Origin of the sequence: Brevibacillus brevis (genome assembly GCF_900637055.1) — a bacterium.
GTDB classification, from domain to species: Bacteria; Bacillota; Bacilli; order Brevibacillales; family Brevibacillaceae; genus Brevibacillus; species Brevibacillus brevis.
This window is the reverse complement of record NZ_LR134338.1, coordinates 3,207,469-3,222,846: the sequence shown is the minus strand read 5'-3', so window position 1 is coordinate 3,222,846 and position 15,378 is coordinate 3,207,469. Positions and strand designations below refer to the sequence as shown.

General features: G+C 45.3%; 13 protein-coding genes. 12 read left to right on the top strand and 1 reads right to left on the bottom strand.

The window, feature by feature from the left end; all coding sequences use genetic code 11:
• The first annotated feature begins 74 nt into the window (after positions 1–74).
• From EL268_RS15370 to EL268_RS15325, 10 genes are all read left to right on the top strand, one after another.
• On the top strand, positions 75–1,856 hold the full coding sequence (locus EL268_RS15370) for an ABC transporter ATP-binding protein (protein WP_106655229.1): 1,782 nt from the start codon (positions 75–77) through the stop codon (positions 1,854–1,856).
• Positions 1,857–1,858: 2 nt separating this feature from the next.
• Positions 1,859–3,658 carry an ABC transporter ATP-binding protein gene (locus EL268_RS15365; protein ID WP_106655230.1) on the top strand — a complete coding sequence of 600 codons (1,800 nt, stop codon included), beginning with the start codon at positions 1,859–1,861 and terminating at the stop codon, positions 3,656–3,658.
• The gene (locus EL268_RS15360) at positions 3,655–4,362 is read left to right on the top strand and encodes a 4'-phosphopantetheinyl transferase family protein (protein WP_106655231.1); all 708 of its coding nucleotides are present in this window, start codon (positions 3,655–3,657) and stop codon (positions 4,360–4,362) included. Before EL268_RS15365 ends, EL268_RS15360 begins: the two co-directional genes overlap by 4 nt.
• 30 nt (positions 4,363–4,392) lie before the next feature.
• A complete protein-coding gene (locus EL268_RS15355) occupies positions 4,393–5,121 on the top strand; it encodes a thioesterase II family protein (RefSeq protein WP_106655232.1) in 729 nt (242 codons plus the stop codon).
• A gap of 51 nt (positions 5,122–5,172) precedes the next feature.
• The gene (locus EL268_RS15350; protein WP_106655233.1) at positions 5,173–6,762 is read left to right on the top strand and encodes a lipase family protein; all 1,590 of its coding nucleotides are present in this window, start codon (positions 5,173–5,175) and stop codon (positions 6,760–6,762) included.
• 332 nt (positions 6,763–7,094) lie between these two features.
• Positions 7,095–7,784 (top strand): response regulator transcription factor, encoded by a 690-nt coding sequence (locus tag EL268_RS15345; protein WP_106655477.1) that lies wholly within the window; start codon positions 7,095–7,097, stop codon positions 7,782–7,784.
• 98 nt (positions 7,785–7,882) lie between these two features.
• Positions 7,883–8,806 (top strand): ABC transporter ATP-binding protein, encoded by a 924-nt coding sequence (locus EL268_RS15340; protein WP_106655234.1) that lies wholly within the window; start codon positions 7,883–7,885, stop codon positions 8,804–8,806.
• On the top strand, positions 8,799–9,560 hold the full coding sequence (locus EL268_RS15335) for an ABC transporter permease (protein WP_106655235.1): 762 nt from the start codon (positions 8,799–8,801) through the stop codon (positions 9,558–9,560). Before EL268_RS15340 ends, EL268_RS15335 begins: the two co-directional genes overlap by 8 nt.
• Before the next feature lie 27 nt (positions 9,561–9,587).
• Positions 9,588–10,499, top strand: a complete 912-nt coding sequence (locus EL268_RS15330) for a sensor histidine kinase (RefSeq protein ID WP_106655236.1) — start codon at positions 9,588–9,590, stop codon at positions 10,497–10,499.
• A 3-nt stretch (positions 10,500–10,502) separates the two neighbouring features.
• A complete protein-coding gene (locus EL268_RS15325; protein WP_106655237.1) occupies positions 10,503–12,074 on the top strand; it encodes a serine hydrolase domain-containing protein in 1,572 nt (523 codons plus the stop codon).
• 120 nt (positions 12,075–12,194) lie between these two features.
• Here EL268_RS15325 and EL268_RS15320 read toward each other — a convergent pair whose 3' ends face one another.
• Positions 12,195–13,235 (bottom strand): alpha/beta fold hydrolase, encoded by a 1,041-nt coding sequence (locus tag EL268_RS15320; protein ID WP_106655238.1) that lies wholly within the window; start codon positions 13,233–13,235, stop codon positions 12,195–12,197.
• Positions 13,236–13,374: 139 nt separating this feature from the next.
• On the opposite strand from EL268_RS15320, the gene EL268_RS15315 reads away from it, so the two are divergent.
• Positions 13,375–14,280 carry a LysR family transcriptional regulator gene (locus EL268_RS15315; protein ID WP_106655239.1) on the top strand — a complete coding sequence of 302 codons (906 nt, stop codon included), beginning with the start codon at positions 13,375–13,377 and terminating at the stop codon, positions 14,278–14,280.
• Positions 14,281–14,553: 273 nt separating this feature from the next.
• The gene (locus tag EL268_RS15310) at positions 14,554–15,357 is read left to right on the top strand and encodes a substrate-binding domain-containing protein (RefSeq protein WP_106655240.1); all 804 of its coding nucleotides are present in this window, start codon (positions 14,554–14,556) and stop codon (positions 15,355–15,357) included.
• The last annotated feature ends 21 nt before the right edge of the window (positions 15,358–15,378 follow it).

Sequence of the window (15,378 nt, the reverse complement as noted above, 5' to 3'; positions counted from 1 at the left end):
TTTGTGATGATTCCCCTTGGGAACACGTTTTCCAAGGGGAGTTCATCCACTACATCCTTGGAGAGGAGCAGCAAATGATTTTTACCAAGCAAGCTCAGCACAGAAAGAAAGAGCCCGTGTTTGGCTGGGTACTCTCGTATGTAAAGCCTTATCGAGGTTGGGTCATGATCTGTATCATTGCCTCGATTCTTGTGGCTGTGGCAGACATTTGGATGGGAATCCTGATCAAAACCATGGTCGAGCATACGAACGACTTCGACAAGCTGGTCAATATCGCCCTCATCATTTTTTGTCTGACCATCGTCGGTTTTCTCTCGAAATATTTCATCACGTATTCGGCAGCTAGATTCAGTTCAAGAGCCATGAGAGATTTAAAAAACAGCATGGCTTCCCATCTCGAAAAAGTCCCCATGTCTACCATGGATAAATATCATTCCGGCGATCTCGTTTCTCGCTTAACAACGGATGCCCAAATCTTGCAAAGCTTTTTGCAAAAGCATTTTTTTCAGCTTTTTTATCTGCCAGTTGTTTTTGTCGGAGCTCTTGGACTGTTGTTGACGATCAATTGGAAGTTAATCATCTTCAGCGTCGCAATCCTTCCCGTCGCCATCGCTATTACAGGGTGGATGAGCAGACCGCTTCAAAAATATTCGGAGCAAATGCAGGACCATCTGGGTCAAACGAACGCCATCGCTCAGGATACGCTTTCCGGGATTCACATGGTCAAGGCTTTCCAATTGGAAGGCGTCCTGTATCATAAATACCATGCGGGTATGAAGCAGGTCTTGAAAAATGCGTTTCAGGCAGAGAAGAAACGCGCGTGGATGACAGCGCCAGGGATATTATTGTTTTCTTCCCCAATCCTGTTTTTTGTCGCTTATGGTGGGTACTTGATTCAGGCGGGAGAATTGGATCTGGGCAGCTTGGTCATTTTCAGCTATTTGCTTCACTTTATTATCGAACCACTTTCACTCGCCCCCGTGTTGTTTGCCCAAGTACAAGAGACATCAGGTGCAGCAAAGCGGCTGCAAGAAATTTTTTCACAGCCAGTCGAACAAAATGATCAGCCTGCCATTCCTGTTGATCCAGAGGCGATTCCTGTACAGTTTGAGAATGTTTCGTTTGCCTACGATCAGGCAAGGATTCTTGACAACGTAAGCTTTACGTTACATCCGAACAAGACCGTTGCGTTGGTAGGTGCCAGCGGGAGTGGAAAGAGCACCATCATGAAATTGCTGTGCGGGTTTTATCGAATCGAACCGGGCAACGGAAGACTGAATGTTTTCGGGCATTCCATGACGGACTGGAATATGACGGACATGCGGAGCTATCTTTCCATGGTTTCTCAGGATACGACGCTATTCCCCGTGTCCATTGCGGAAAATATCTCGTATGGACGCATTCAAGCGACACAAGACGAGATCATCGCAGCGGCACAAGCGGCCAATGCGCATGACTTCATCATGGAGCTGCCGCAAGGATATCAAACAAAAGTGGGGGAACGCGGCTCCCGATTATCTGGAGGACAGAAACAGCGCATCGCGATTGCCCGAGCGATTTTGAAGGACGCCCCGATTCTGCTACTGGATGAACCAACGTCTGCCTTAGATACAGAATCGGAAGCTTTGGTCCAGGATGCACTGGAAAATGTGATGAAAAATCGAACCGTCCTCGTCATTGCTCATCGACTGTCTACGATAAAAGACGCGGATGAAGTGCTTGTTTTGGAGCAAGGACAAATTGTTGAGCGAGGTACACACTACGATTTGCTTGACCAAGGCGGCGTTTACACCAGATTGTATCAAAAACGGTTTGCCACAGAGTTGCACAGCTCGCTGGCAGCAGGAGGGGTATAGGCATGTTCATCCAGAATTTGATGCGGGAACTACTTCAACTGCTGTCGTTTATGAAATCGAAAAAGCGAGCGTATATTTTGGGACTCGTTGGTGACGGAATCGGTCAAGCAGCTGTATTGGTATCTTTACCTTTCGTATTCAAGGATCTGACGGATTTTGCGAACACAAAAGACCCTGCTTTATTAACCAGAGCGATTGTCACCATGGCTGTGATGTTCCTATTGCTGAGTATCCTGTCTCCATTTTTCAGCTACATTTATCGTCGATGCGTTCGCGAGCTCATCGCCAACATTCGGCTGCATGTCTATCAACGATTGAGCAAGCTGCCTTTCGATTACTATGAGCAGCACCATTCGGGAGATACGATGTCGAGACTGGGCAATGATGTTGTCCTTATGGAAAACGCGTACGCAGAGCAATTGAAAATGTTAAGCATCATCCTGCTGTCGCTGATCGGTTCGATCATAGGAATGTTTGCTATGGATTGGAAAATTGCCGTTGTCCTGTTGCTCGTAAGCACATTGACTCTTTATGTGAATACGCTGTTTGCCAAGTCAGTCCGGCGAATCGGAGATCGAATGCAGCAGCAGATGGGGATTGGGACAGAAAGATTAAACGATTTCTTGTCTGGGTTACCTATCATCAAAATGTTTCATTTACATAACGTTGTGACCGCACGTTACACGGAAGCAAACGAAGAAGTAGCCTCATCTGCCATCGAGCAAGGGCATAAACACGGATTATTGGAAGGGACCAATTTTTTTATCCAATTCTTAAGCTTCGGGGGAATGCTTGTTTTTGGAATCATGATGGTTTCCAAACAAATCATCGGGTTGGGCGTGCTGGTCGCCCTGGTTCAACAACAGATGCTTGTGACACTGGCATTTCTCCAGCTTGGCCAAGTCATCACAGCGTTGCAGAGCTCGCTAGCAGGTGCTTCTAGGGTCGTCGATTTTTTGAATGAACCTCTCGAACCAGAAGAGTATCTAAAGAGCGCCGACAAAGATCAGCAATGCGAAAGCATGCTGAAGTTGGAGCAGGTCGTTTTCGGATACAACGAAGCTACAAACGTGCTGGATGGTGTTTCGTTGCAAGTCGAGCAAGGCCAAATGGCTGGGCTGGTAGGAACGAGTGGAAGTGGAAAAAGCACCGTCATGAAACTTCTGTTAGGGTATTACCCACCTGCGAGCGGCTCTCTTTATTTACTTGGCAAGCCCATGGGAGCTTATTCACTTGCAGAAATAAGAGGCATGATCTCATACGTGCCTCAGGATGCCTTTTTGTTTGAAGGAACCATCGAGGACAATATCCGATACGGATGCCTGGATGCATCGGAAGCGGATGTCATCAAGGCAAGCAAAGCAGCGTATGCTCATGATTTTATTATGGAACTGTCAGATGGCTACCAGACCCAAACAGGAGAACGCGGTGCCACGCTATCTGGCGGACAGCGTCAGCGAATTGCCATTGCCAGAGCTATCCTGAAAAATGCACCGATCCTTCTACTGGATGAAGCAACGTCCGCTTTGGATGCAGAATCGGAATATTGGGTGCAGCAAGCATTAACCGCACTCATGAAAGATAAAACGGTCCTCGTCATCGCTCATCGTCTGTCGACTGTAGAGGATGCCGATGTGATTTACGTGATGGATCAAGGAAAAGTCATCGAGCATGGGCGCCATGTTGATTTAATGCAGTACAACGGTACGTACGCCAAATTGTATGAAGTGCAGCAGCGAAAGGATCGAGCAGAACAGGTCAGTCGTCTTGAATTGACAGAAAGGAGAGTGAGTACTACATGATTGCCATTTACGCGTTGAAATGTCCTGCTGTCATGGAGAAAGAGTTGTTCAACCGATTTTTGCAAGCACTACCCGAAGAAAAACGAGAACGGGTCAACCGTTTCAGAAATCCGGCTGATTCCTATCGGACGTTGCTCGCGGACGTGCTCGTACGCTCTCTCATTTGTGAAGCCTACGAGATTTCCAATGACGAAATCGAGTATGACTACAATGCATACGGCAAACCTTTTTTGAAATCATTTCCGAACTACTGCTTTAACGTCTCGCATTCTGGAGAGTGGGTGGTCTGCGCCACGCATGACTCGCAAGTAGGGATTGATGTGGAGCAAATATGTCCGATTGATTTGGATATTGCCGCTCATTATTTTGCACCAGCCGAAATAGAAGATCTCTTGGCGAAACAACGGGATGAACAGCTTTCGTATTTCTACGACCTTTGGACCTTGAAGGAGAGTTATATAAAAGCGAGAGGCATGGGGCTGTCCATCCCGTTGCAATCATTCGCCATTCGAAAACATTTAGATCAATCGATTACCGTATCGCAAAATGATTCGCGCGACGCTTGGTCATTTCATCAGTATGAGATCGATCCAGGCTACAAATTGTCAGTATGCGCGACTACTAATCAGTTTGCTGATCAAGTAGTTATGAAGAATTTACTAGATTTGCATCAAGCCATTTTTCAAAGAAAGATGTCGAGGTAATGACGTAAAGAGGAAAGGACGGGGAAAGAGATGAAATTGTTCTGCTTTCCTTACGCAGGTGGGCTTCCCAGCATCTATTACGGTTGGAGGCGGGTATTGTCGCCAGCGTTCTTGGAAATTGATCCCTTCGAGGTGCGACCTTCATTTCAGAGCGATAGCATGGCTCTTTCCACCTCGTTCTATGAGGTCTTGGAGGATGTATACCAACGGATCACACCAGAGCTGGGGGAAGAGCCCTTTGCCTTTTTTGGCCACAGCATGGGTGGATTAATCGCGTTTGAACTGACACGCAAGCTGCTGCAGAATGGAAAGCCACTGCCCCAGCACTTGTTCCTGTCTGCATCCCGCGTGCCGCATGCGTATCACAAACTGGTGAAAACATACAACCTGCCGCATAACGAGTTCATCGAATCGCTACGTACACTTGGGGGCACTCCCGATGAAGTTTTGGACAATCACGAGCTCTTGGAGTTATTTTTGCCTACGATTCGCGCTGATTTCCAAGCCGTGCAAACTTACGAAATGAATAACGAGCTTCCTCGACAAATCCCTGTCAACATGACGGTTTTGTTTGGGAAAGAAGATTCTATAGAAATCCAAGATATTATGGCGTGGCGAGACTATTGCGGGCGAGAATGCAAATTTTACCCCATGCCTGGTGGGCATTTCTTTATTCATCAGCAAATGAATACGATCCTAGTGATCATTCAAGACACATTGAAGGTAGAACAGGCAGTTGCAATCCGTGCACATTTCTAACGATTGTGTACGGCAACAATAAATCATAAGGTGAAGGTTGGTGTTCTTTTCATGAATCAAAAGAAAGCATTATCTCGTTTGCTGGCGGCCGTTACATTATCAACGGCGCTGGTCTACCCGCAAGCAGCAAGCGCAGCGGCTCCAGCTCCTGTTTTGCATGACGACAATCCAAGTGGTCATTTTGGTGACTGGTACACAGGTGCGGTTCCTCCCAATGCATCCGACGACAAACCCGTGATTCTGTTTGTCCAAGGTCTGCACTCCAGCTACAAAACCTGGTATACAACAGATGGATTTTATGATGCAGCCTATAACGCCGGGTATCGTACCGCTTTTGTGCAACTGAAGGACGCGGATGGTACTGGTGGTAACATGTGGACAAACGGGGCCAAGCTCGCTGAAGTCATTAAAAAGGTTGCAGATTATTACGGTGTTTCCAAAATCAATATCATTGCACATTCAAAAGGTGGCATCGATACACAGACAGCACTCGTCCACTATGGCGCGCATCCGTATGTCAACGTTGTTCACCAGCTTTCCACGCCAAACAAAGGTTCAGAATTGGCTGACATGGCGTACAGCAATTGGGCAGGATGGCTTGCTGACATTCTCGGCAAAAAAGACGATGCGGTGTATTCCCTGCAAACGTCATACATGGCCAACTTCCGATCCCAGACTGACAACCGTACGGAAAGTCGTTCAACCAAGACATACATGGCTGCCGGAACAGGCGATGATGGCATGTTTAGTCCTACCTGGTTTGCTCATGCGGTTCTTCCCGGAGAAGATGATGGCGCTGTTTCCGTTGATTCTGCCTTCGGTTTGACTTATGGGATCAAGAGCTTTACAAAAGACATTTCCCACGGTCAAATAGCAAAAGCCTCGCATACATGGGATCTGGTCGAACCGAAATTGCAAAAGGCCTCTATCCGCGAACGTGCAAATAAAGTAAGCAAAGACGACAAATCAAAATCAAGCACTGTGGAAGAGAGCTCCGTCATTCTCCGTGGCGGCGAAGTGGAAGACAACGTCACGGAAACATTTTTCCTGGAGAGCGGAATCGATCAGTTCAATCTGGATACGATGACCTCATCGGAAGACACCGTTGTGACCCTGATCAGTCCTTCTGGCAAAGAGTATGAAGCGGACCGCAGTGAAAAAAGCGACTCGGAGGATGAACCCGAAATATTCAAAGATGCTGTTCATCACTTCATTGAAGTAGAGGAGCCAGAAGCAGGCGAATGGACACTTCAAGTGGAGGGCTCTGACGACGCCTTTTTCATGGTTGGTTCCGTGGATGGCGGAGAGGAAGCGAAAGTAAAGGCGAGCAAAAAGGTATTCAAGAAAGGCGACAAAGCGAAGATTTCCGTCGACCTGGGCAAAAACGAAATTGATCAATCATTACTGGAAAAAGCAAACCTGACACGTTCGCTGAACGGCGAAAAAGCAAGCGTCCTTGATGAAGTGAAGTTTGCCGTAAAAGAAGATGAGCTTACTGGCAATTTTACCGTGCCGACGAAGCCAGGCGTTTATAATCTCTCCTTTGACGTAACCGGCATCAATGAGGACGGCGAACCATTTACACGCTCTATTAATTACAATTTTGCGGTAACAAATAGCGATGGAGAATTAGAAAAATAAGAGCAAACCATTTCACGGCCCTGAAAAGGGTCGTTTTTTTTCTGCATACAACTGAATCCCAAAAGACACTGTATTCATTCTTATGAACTTTCATGTCTACTTGCCTGATCTTCTATCTAGAGTGTATAACAGATTCCGTGCCATTTTCGTAACAAGGGTCTTAGCATACACAGCTAGGGGTTTTTTGACAATAAGTAAAAGTTTGCAATACGCTAGTATTTTCAAGGTACTATTAGGATTAAGACTCAATTAGCATGAGAAGATACTAGTCAGTGGGAGTCTACGAATCAAATCACGATTCAACCCTATTCACAAAGAAAAAAGGTGAGACCATGGATAAAAAGATACATGTATTAGTTGTGGAAGATGACAGCGATATTAATAAACTATTGTGTACGATTGTCACGAAAAGCGGGTACATTGCCCAAGCAGCCTATTCGGGAACAGAAGCGAATCTCTACTTGGACAGACAGGAATGGGATCTCGTACTACTTGATCTGATGCTCCCGGGACTCACCGGTGAACAATTACTGGAGAAGATCAACGAGGTGTTTCGGACGCCAGTTATTATTATCTCTGCCAAAGACGAGCAAAAGACGAAAATAGCAACCCTTCGTACTGGAGCAGATGATTTTATTACAAAGCCGTTTGATATTGAGGAGGTGTCTGCACGCATCGATTCCCATATGAGAAGATACTTGCGATTCTCAAGTCCGCCTCCAAGTAATCGATTAACGTACAAGGATCTCGTGCTGGATAAAGAAACCAAATTCGTGACGATTAACGGTTCCGATGTAACTTTGACAGCAAGAGAATTTGCTATTTTAGAGCTGTTCATGTCGTATCCCAAAAAAGTGTTTTCGAAGGCGAATGTTTTTGAAAGTATCTGGAACGAGGAGTTTATGGGGGATGACAATACGGTGGGCGTACATATCAGCAATTTAAGAAGCAAACTGGCAAAAGCCAATCCCAAACAGGAATATATAGAAACGTTATGGGGGATGGGCTATCGGCTTCGATAACGGTACCAACTTAATGTTTTCTTAAGATTCTCTTTGAGTTCTCTTATGGCGAGCTTTTGATAATGAAGGTATCGCCTAAGGGAGGAGGTGTTCGACAGATGACTGAGCTTGTTCTCAGAACGAACGATTTAACGAAAGCTTATAAAAACAACGTCGCTCTTGACAAAGTAACGCTGATGATTAAACGTGGGTCAATCTACGGGTTTATTGGACAAAATGGCGCAGGGAAATCTACATTGATTCGGATTGTGAATGGGCTGACATTTCCTACATCGGGTTCTATTGAGTTATTTGGAGCGAATGGAGAACGGGAACTTGTCCTTGCTAGAAAACGAATTGGTTCGTTAATCGAAAGTCCTGCGTTGTTTCCTCACATGACCGCATGGGAGAATCTCGAGGTACATCGCATACAAAAAGGAATACCGGGACGCAAATGCATAGAGAATACACTAGAGCTAGTTGGATTACAGGAAGCTGGCAAGAAAAAATCCATGCATTTTTCCTTAGGAATGAAGCAACGTCTTGGAATCGCTATTGCTTTACTCGGCGATCCTGAATTTTTAATTTTGGATGAGCCTACGACAGGACTTGACCCGACGGGAGTCATAAAATTGAGAGAGCTCCTGAAAAGATTGCATTCGGAGAACGGAACTACGATCTTGATCTCAACGCATATCCTCAGTGAGTTGCATTTGCTAGCCACTCATTATGGAATCATCCATAAGGGAAAGCTGCTGGAACAATTGACAGCAAATGAACTGCATGAAAAGTGTAAGCAGTACTTGCACATCAAAGTAAATGATGCAAGTAAGGCCGCTACGATTATTGATCAAGAACTGCATACCAGCAATTTTGAAGTGATGCCAGATGGTGTGATCAGGCTGTATCAATTCGTTCATGATCCCGGTATGGTTTCTTCGATTCTTTTCAGAGCTGGGCTCACAATTGAACAGTTCATGCCGATGGGTGAAGATCTGGAGAGCTATTTCGCAAATCGGATCAAAGGAGAGAGCCATGTATAATCTCATCAAGTCCGAATGGTATAAATTGCGGAAGGACCGCTCGTTCAGGACACTAGCGATGATCATGGTAGAGCTATCGATCTTTTGGCCGCTTTACTGGCATTTCGATAATAGGCTGGATGGTGATCCTCTATTTACTGGATTAGAATCCTTCCAGCGAGCTCTTTCCGGCAACACATTGATTATCAAGGTGTCCTTGTGTATCCTGGCAGGCTTCTTTATATCTAGCGAGTATTCAACCGGGGTCATGAAGAACATGGCAACGAGCGGGAATAGCAGAATGAAAATTTTCACGGCAAAACTGTGTGTGTACTCTTGGGGTGTAATCCTTCTTTCTCTACTGTTTCCGGTTTTTAATATGGTGATCAGCACCATATTGTCTGGGTTTGGGGCGATCGATAACCAATCAGCAGCGTTGCTCGTCTTGAGATCAATGCTTTTTACCATACTGTTTTCGGCGTCATTTGCCTCGGTCGCTGCATTGTTTGCCATTACCTTCACGACCAGCGGTAAAACGATTTCTACCTCAATTATCTTCTTTTTGAGTATCGATGTCATTTTTACAAGCATAGGTGAATATCTGCCTATCTTTGAAACTGCTTATGAATATAGCGTGTTTACATTAGTAGGCGATATTGGTAGTACCTCGCCAAGCAACACCGAATTATGGCGATTGACGGTAGTCCCGATCCTGACATTCTTTGGCTGTGGACTTGCCGGCTGCTGGGTTTACAAGAGAAAAGAAATCAAGTAGCAAGGATGGAGGAAGGGAAGGACCGAGATGCTTATTGTGGTGTGTGCTGCATGTGCCATAGCAGTCGTTACAATGATCCGCTTGTATGGCATGAAACGAGAGATAAAGCGAGTAACCCATCAGTTGCAGTCTTATACGAAGGGATCAACCGAGAAAAAGATCGATATTGCCTTGTTTGATCAGGATTTAGAGACATTGACCGAGGAAATCAACAAGTTGCTTACACTTATTGTGGAGGCAAATGCATTGCGCAGAAGGACTGAAAACGAGCTCAAGCAAGGAATTGCGAATATCTCACACGATTTGCGTACCCCACTCACATCCATCCTGGGGTATATCCAGCTTATGGAGTCGGAAGGTGCAGGCGAGGCGGAGAAGCTGGAATACTTGATGACCGCCAAGAACCGAACGAAGCGTTTGCAAGAGTTGTTACATGATTTTTTCGATCTATCGGTTATCGACCATGCTGACTTTGAGCTGGACCTGGAAAAGGTGGACATGAACACGCTCGTTTCGGAAGTCTTACTGGGCTTTTACGACCGGTTCAACGAACGCGCTTTAGAACCGTTGATACAATTGCCGAACGAGAAAATCTTGCTTTATACAGATGAATCGGCTATCAAGCGTGTTGTGGAAAATCTCTTGGCAAATGCAGCTACTCACGCTGTTGGCCCAGTCAGGATTCGCCTTGAGAAGCAGGATTCGACCGTTATTTTTTCTGTAAGCAATCATGCCCGCCATTTGAATCAGCAAGATGTGGAAAAGTTATTTGACCGTTTTTATACGTCTGATGCGACAAGGTCGGGCAGAGGCACGGGTCTGGGTTTGTCCATAGCAAAGACTCTTATGCTAAAAATGAATGGGAAGCTGACAGCAGAACTTCAAGAAGAATTACTCATCATGAAATGTGAATGGAATCTGGATGAAGGAAGGGAATAACGTTTGATTACCTATTTACAGTGTAAAGTACAAAAATATCAGTGGGCGGTGTATGTCAAATTCACTTTGACTCTTATCTTTTGTTTGACTATCCTTCTTACTTCTATTGATAGTGCCTTTGCTCAAGAAGACTTTCCTAAGGATCAAATCGATCGTTTCATTCAAATGAAAATGGAAGAAAATCATATTCCGGGATTAGCGGTAGCGATTACCCGCGATGACAGAGTTATTTTCTCAAAAGGTTATGGAAAAACAGCTGATCAGAGTCCGATCACAGCTGATACTCCACTCGCTATTGCTTCGTTGAGCAAATCATTTACAGCTTTGGCTGTCATGCAGCTAGCTGAGTCCGGAAAAGTGGATCTAGACAAACCGATTGCTCACTATATTCCCTCGTTTCAGCTGAATGATCCCCGTGGATCGACAATCACGGTTCGTCACCTGTTGAGTCATACAAGCGGCTTGACTGACACCGTTTACTCAGATATGACGATTCATCCCCAGCCCAACTCGTTAGAAGAAGTCGTGCAACGATTGCATGAAGTTACCCTCCATAGCGACCCCGGTAGAGAATTTCATTACAATAATACGAATTACCAACTGTTAGCCCGGTTGGTAGAAGTAGTCAGCAAGGAAAAGTTCCCTGATTATTTGCAACGGCATATTTTCACTCCACTTGAAATGAATCGTACCTTTGATGTCTCAAATACAAGTCAATTTGTTGAAAAGTCCAGTGAAATTTCAAGAGGACACTATTTTCTATTTGGAAAACCAATAGCTACTGCAGAACCGGAATGGTTCGTTGAAGGAGCGGCAGGGATGGTTTCAACAGTCAACGACATGGCTAAATGGTTGATCATACAGGGAAACGGTGGAAAATACAACAATGTGCAGCTGCTTAGTAGTGAGGGGATTAGAACCATGCATTCACCTACAGGTCCTAAGGGATCATATGGTCTGGGCTGGGAAATCTCTAAAACCGCTGATGAAAAAACACAAATCGAACATGGAGGAATCTTGTGGACCTACAAAGCGCAAGAACTTGTAATACTTGATCAGAGGCTTGGCATTGTCATCTTGTTCAACAGTGGCTTGAATACTTTCGTCGATTATTATTCATTTGTGAGTGGATTGTCGGGAATATTGACTAATTCCCCGCCAGAAAATTCTTTTCTCACTCATACCATGCTTGAATCGGGTATGTGTATCATCATCTTGATCACGGTGCTTTTGGGAATTCGCCGCTTTTGGCGGTTAAAGAAAGGGGAAGCGCACTACAAGAAGCGTCCTAGTTGGTTGAGATTCCTATCCTTCATCCTAATGATGTTACCGTTATTCCAGCTCCTTTTCCTGCCGAAAATGATCACATTTCTTGGTGGCGAACGAGTGCTAAGTTTGGAAGGTATCTTTATGATGATGCCGAGTATTATTATTTGGCTGGGAATAGCTTCTTTTCAAAATCTTGTCATAGTGATAGTTCGTGTTATTCGAATTTGTCAAATACGGATACAATCAAGAGGTTCTCAGAAACAAACGATTAACCGAACCACTACAGAAGGGCACCCCATGGCTTAATGTCGAGAGTAGGCTGTGAATCGACGCAGTTTATTGGGTAGTGACCAAATTCATAGAAGGTTGAACGAAGCTATTATCGTTACGTTCAACCTTCGAATTTGGCCTTCTTCCATGCCATTTTTAATTATTTGTGCGGAGGCTATTGGATGCAAGGCGTTGACCCAACAAGCGTTTTAGATTGTCATCAATAAATTTATTATCGGCACTGTTGATTCCACGACCGGCAAAATGGCCCCAGATCGATTCGATAGGTTTAAAAATAGCATTAGGTATTAGCTTAGCCTCGTATTCGTTATCGTCTGCCGAGCAGAAGAGATCCGTGCTCCCTGGCATGACGCAGGCAAGCGCTTTAATGCTTTTGAGCGCCTCATCGAAATCTCCGTTATAGGAGGGGTTTGCACTAATATCTGCATGTTGGCCTGTCCATAACATGGCCAGGACATTGTGCGGATCCATCTTCATAAAGCTATTTTCCCAGACGCCAGCCACAAAATCTGCCAATGAGTCAAATCCCAGCTCACGATAAACTTCCTCTCTGTAAAACGCCTGCGATACACCCCATCCTGCATAGACACGGCCAACCGCGCGCATGTCTGCAGAAGTCAACTGGTTTAGTTTATTTGAATCGAAGCGGGCCGCAGCCATGAGCGGAGCTCTCATGCCGTCTAGGACCACATACGTTTGGGGCCATGTCTTTGCAACTCCGGCGAAAGGTGCAATTCGTTCCACCATGTCGGGATAACTTGCCCCCCATTGGAATGCTTGAATGCCTCCCATTGACCACCCTACTACGAGAGCAATCTTTTGAATGCCGAATTTCTCGGTCACCAGCCGATGCTGTAATGTAACGTTGTCATAAATGGTTACCTGCGGAAAATTAGCCCGGTCGAATGGGGGAGGCGTGTTACTGGGAGACGAAGATAATCCGTTGCCCAGCAGATTTGGAACGATAATGAAATATTTCTGCGGATCTAGTGCCATGCCGTTTCCAATCAACCATTCATTCTGAACATGCTGGTCGCCAAATGCAGTTGGATAGACGATGACATTATCTTTCTTTTCATTCAATCTTCCATAAGTCTTATAAGCAAGATAAGCGCTCGGTAACGTCACTCCTGATTGCAAGGTAACGTCACCCAAATCAAAAATCTCATAATCCATCGTATTGTCTCTCCCTTCAAAATGAAACCATACAAGTATGTATTTCTTGTTGTTAGTATAGATCTGTGATAGTCTCAGCAAAAGTGAATGAAATTCAAAGCAATATTCAATAATCTTGAAGGTAAAGGGGGATCGTATGATGGAATTGCGCCAACTGATTACATTCCGCACGGTGGCATCAACTTTAAATTTCAGTCGGGCAGCGGAAGTGCTGAACTACGTCCCTTCCAACGTCACGATGCAAATAAAAGCATTGGAGGATGAGCTTGGTGTTCGTCTCTTTGACCGCTTGGGCAAGCAGCTCGTTCTAACAACTGCGGGTAAACGCTTTTTAACTCATATCCAAAGCGTTCTAGACAAATTGGACGAAGCTCGCAGTGTCGTTCATGACAATGAGAATGTAAGCGGCACCCTAACAATAAGTGCTAACGAGGTTCTTTGCGCCTATCGGCTACCAGTTGTCTTTCACCTATTTCGTTCGCGCTATCCGGGAGTTCGTCTCATCTTCCGCTCCGTTCCAAATCAACAACTCAAGCAAACGCTCTTTGAGGGAACCGCGGATGTCGTCTTTATGTTGGACGAACCCATTCGCTCGAGCGCACTTGCAGTGGAGCCATTGGTGGAAGAAACTTTCCGCTTTTTCGCCGCTCCAGACCACCCACTCTCGAAACTAACTGTACTGCAGCTGGAAGATTTTCACGGACAGGTGTTCCTGACGAATGAAAAGGGTTGTCCCTATCGAACCATGTTTGACCGGCAATTTGAGAAAAAGGGCATTGATAGTATTACGTATTTAGAGTTTCAAAATGCCGAAGCCATTAAACAATGTGCAATTACGGGAATCGGTATTGCCTTTCTTCCTGAAATGACAACGAAAGCGGAAGTTGAACGGGGCGAACTTGTTGCTCTTCCATGGCAAATTCCGGACTTGCACGTGTATACACAGATGCTATGGCATAAAGACAAGTGGCTTTCACCAATCCTATTATCATTCATAGAAGCAGCAAGGAAGGTTATCGCTATAGAGGAGAATAAAACCGTTTAGCCTATTCCCGATATGAAAACACCTACGGGCAGGGGGAAAGTCCCGGTAATTCAAGCAGTCAACCGATCAGCGTGTCAGAATATGAAAAAGATCGCCATACACCTGGCCAGGCTGGCGTAGGTTGTGCGGAGATCTTTATTTATTTTTCACCAGACTAGTTTTCCTTTATGAAACTTTCCAACTATTTCGCAATTGCAATCAAACCGTTTACCGCCTCCCTTCGTTTCCTTTGATAGTACCGGTAAAAAACATGTGTGAAATGGAGGAAGAATCATGAAGAAGACCGTGTTCCTAGCAGCTCTACTGCTCTATGTCTTTACTGCTGTCGGAATGTCAGCCTATGCACAAATGGACGGTAAGCCGGCGTCCCAGGCGACACCAAAATCAAGCCAAAGTGATCAAGTCATCCGGGTGTACGGACCAGGTGGACCACTTGGACCGATCAAGGAGGCTGCTGAACATTTTTCAGCTAAAACAGGAATGAAGGTGGAAGTAACAGCCGGACCAGAGGGCAAGTGGATCGGCCAAGCAAAGCAAGATGCCGATATTATTTTCGGTGGCTCCGAGTATATGCTGCAGGACTTCATCTTTAACCACCCCGAAATGATCGACACAAAATCACGTACGGAGCTTTACCCGCGTGCTGCAGGAATATTGGTGAGGAAAGGAAATCCTAAGAAAATTGAAAGCCTGGAGGATTTAACGAAAAAGGGAGTAAAAATTATTGATGTGAATGGGGCTGGCCAGCTTGGCCTGTGGGAAGACCTGGCAGGCAGAAAAGGGCTGATCGAAGGCATTTCTCAAAATATTAACCTTTCTGTAAAGTCGAGTGCCGAAGCCATTGAACGATGGAAATCGAATTCCAGCCTGGACGCCTGGATTACCTATGAATCGTGGCATTACCGCCTCCAGAATGTGACAGACCTGGTCAAACTGCCCGAAGAAGAAAAGCTCTATCGTGGAACGCCGATCGCCCTGACGAAAATCACTGATCAGAAAAAAGAGGCACAGCAATTTATTGATTATTTAAGAACGGAAGAATCTCACCAAATCTTTCAAAAATGGGGCTGGAAGTAAGGACGAGTCTTACATCTAAAA

Coding starts and splice junctions, on each gene's coding strand:
- EL268_RS15370 (WP_106655229.1), top strand. CDS start 75: ATGATTTTTACCAAGCAAGCTCAGCACAGAAAGAAAGAGCCCGTGTTT.
- EL268_RS15365 (WP_106655230.1), top strand. CDS start 1,859: ATGTTCATCCAGAATTTGATGCGGGAACTACTTCAACTGCTGTCGTTT.
- EL268_RS15360 (WP_106655231.1), top strand. CDS start 3,655: ATGATTGCCATTTACGCGTTGAAATGTCCTGCTGTCATGGAGAAAGAG.
- EL268_RS15355 (WP_106655232.1), top strand. CDS start 4,393: ATGAAATTGTTCTGCTTTCCTTACGCAGGTGGGCTTCCCAGCATCTAT.
- EL268_RS15350 (WP_106655233.1), top strand. CDS start 5,173: ATGAATCAAAAGAAAGCATTATCTCGTTTGCTGGCGGCCGTTACATTA.
- EL268_RS15345 (WP_106655477.1), top strand. CDS start 7,095: ATGGATAAAAAGATACATGTATTAGTTGTGGAAGATGACAGCGATATT.
- EL268_RS15340 (WP_106655234.1), top strand. CDS start 7,883: ATGACTGAGCTTGTTCTCAGAACGAACGATTTAACGAAAGCTTATAAA.
- EL268_RS15335 (WP_106655235.1), top strand. CDS start 8,799: ATGTATAATCTCATCAAGTCCGAATGGTATAAATTGCGGAAGGACCGC.
- EL268_RS15330 (WP_106655236.1), top strand. CDS start 9,588: ATGCTTATTGTGGTGTGTGCTGCATGTGCCATAGCAGTCGTTACAATG.
- EL268_RS15320 (WP_106655238.1), bottom strand. CDS start 13,235: ATGGATTATGAGATTTTTGATTTGGGTGACGTTACCTTGCAATCAGGA.
- EL268_RS15315 (WP_106655239.1), top strand. CDS start 13,375: ATGGAATTGCGCCAACTGATTACATTCCGCACGGTGGCATCAACTTTA.
- EL268_RS15310 (WP_106655240.1), top strand. CDS start 14,554: ATGAAGAAGACCGTGTTCCTAGCAGCTCTACTGCTCTATGTCTTTACT.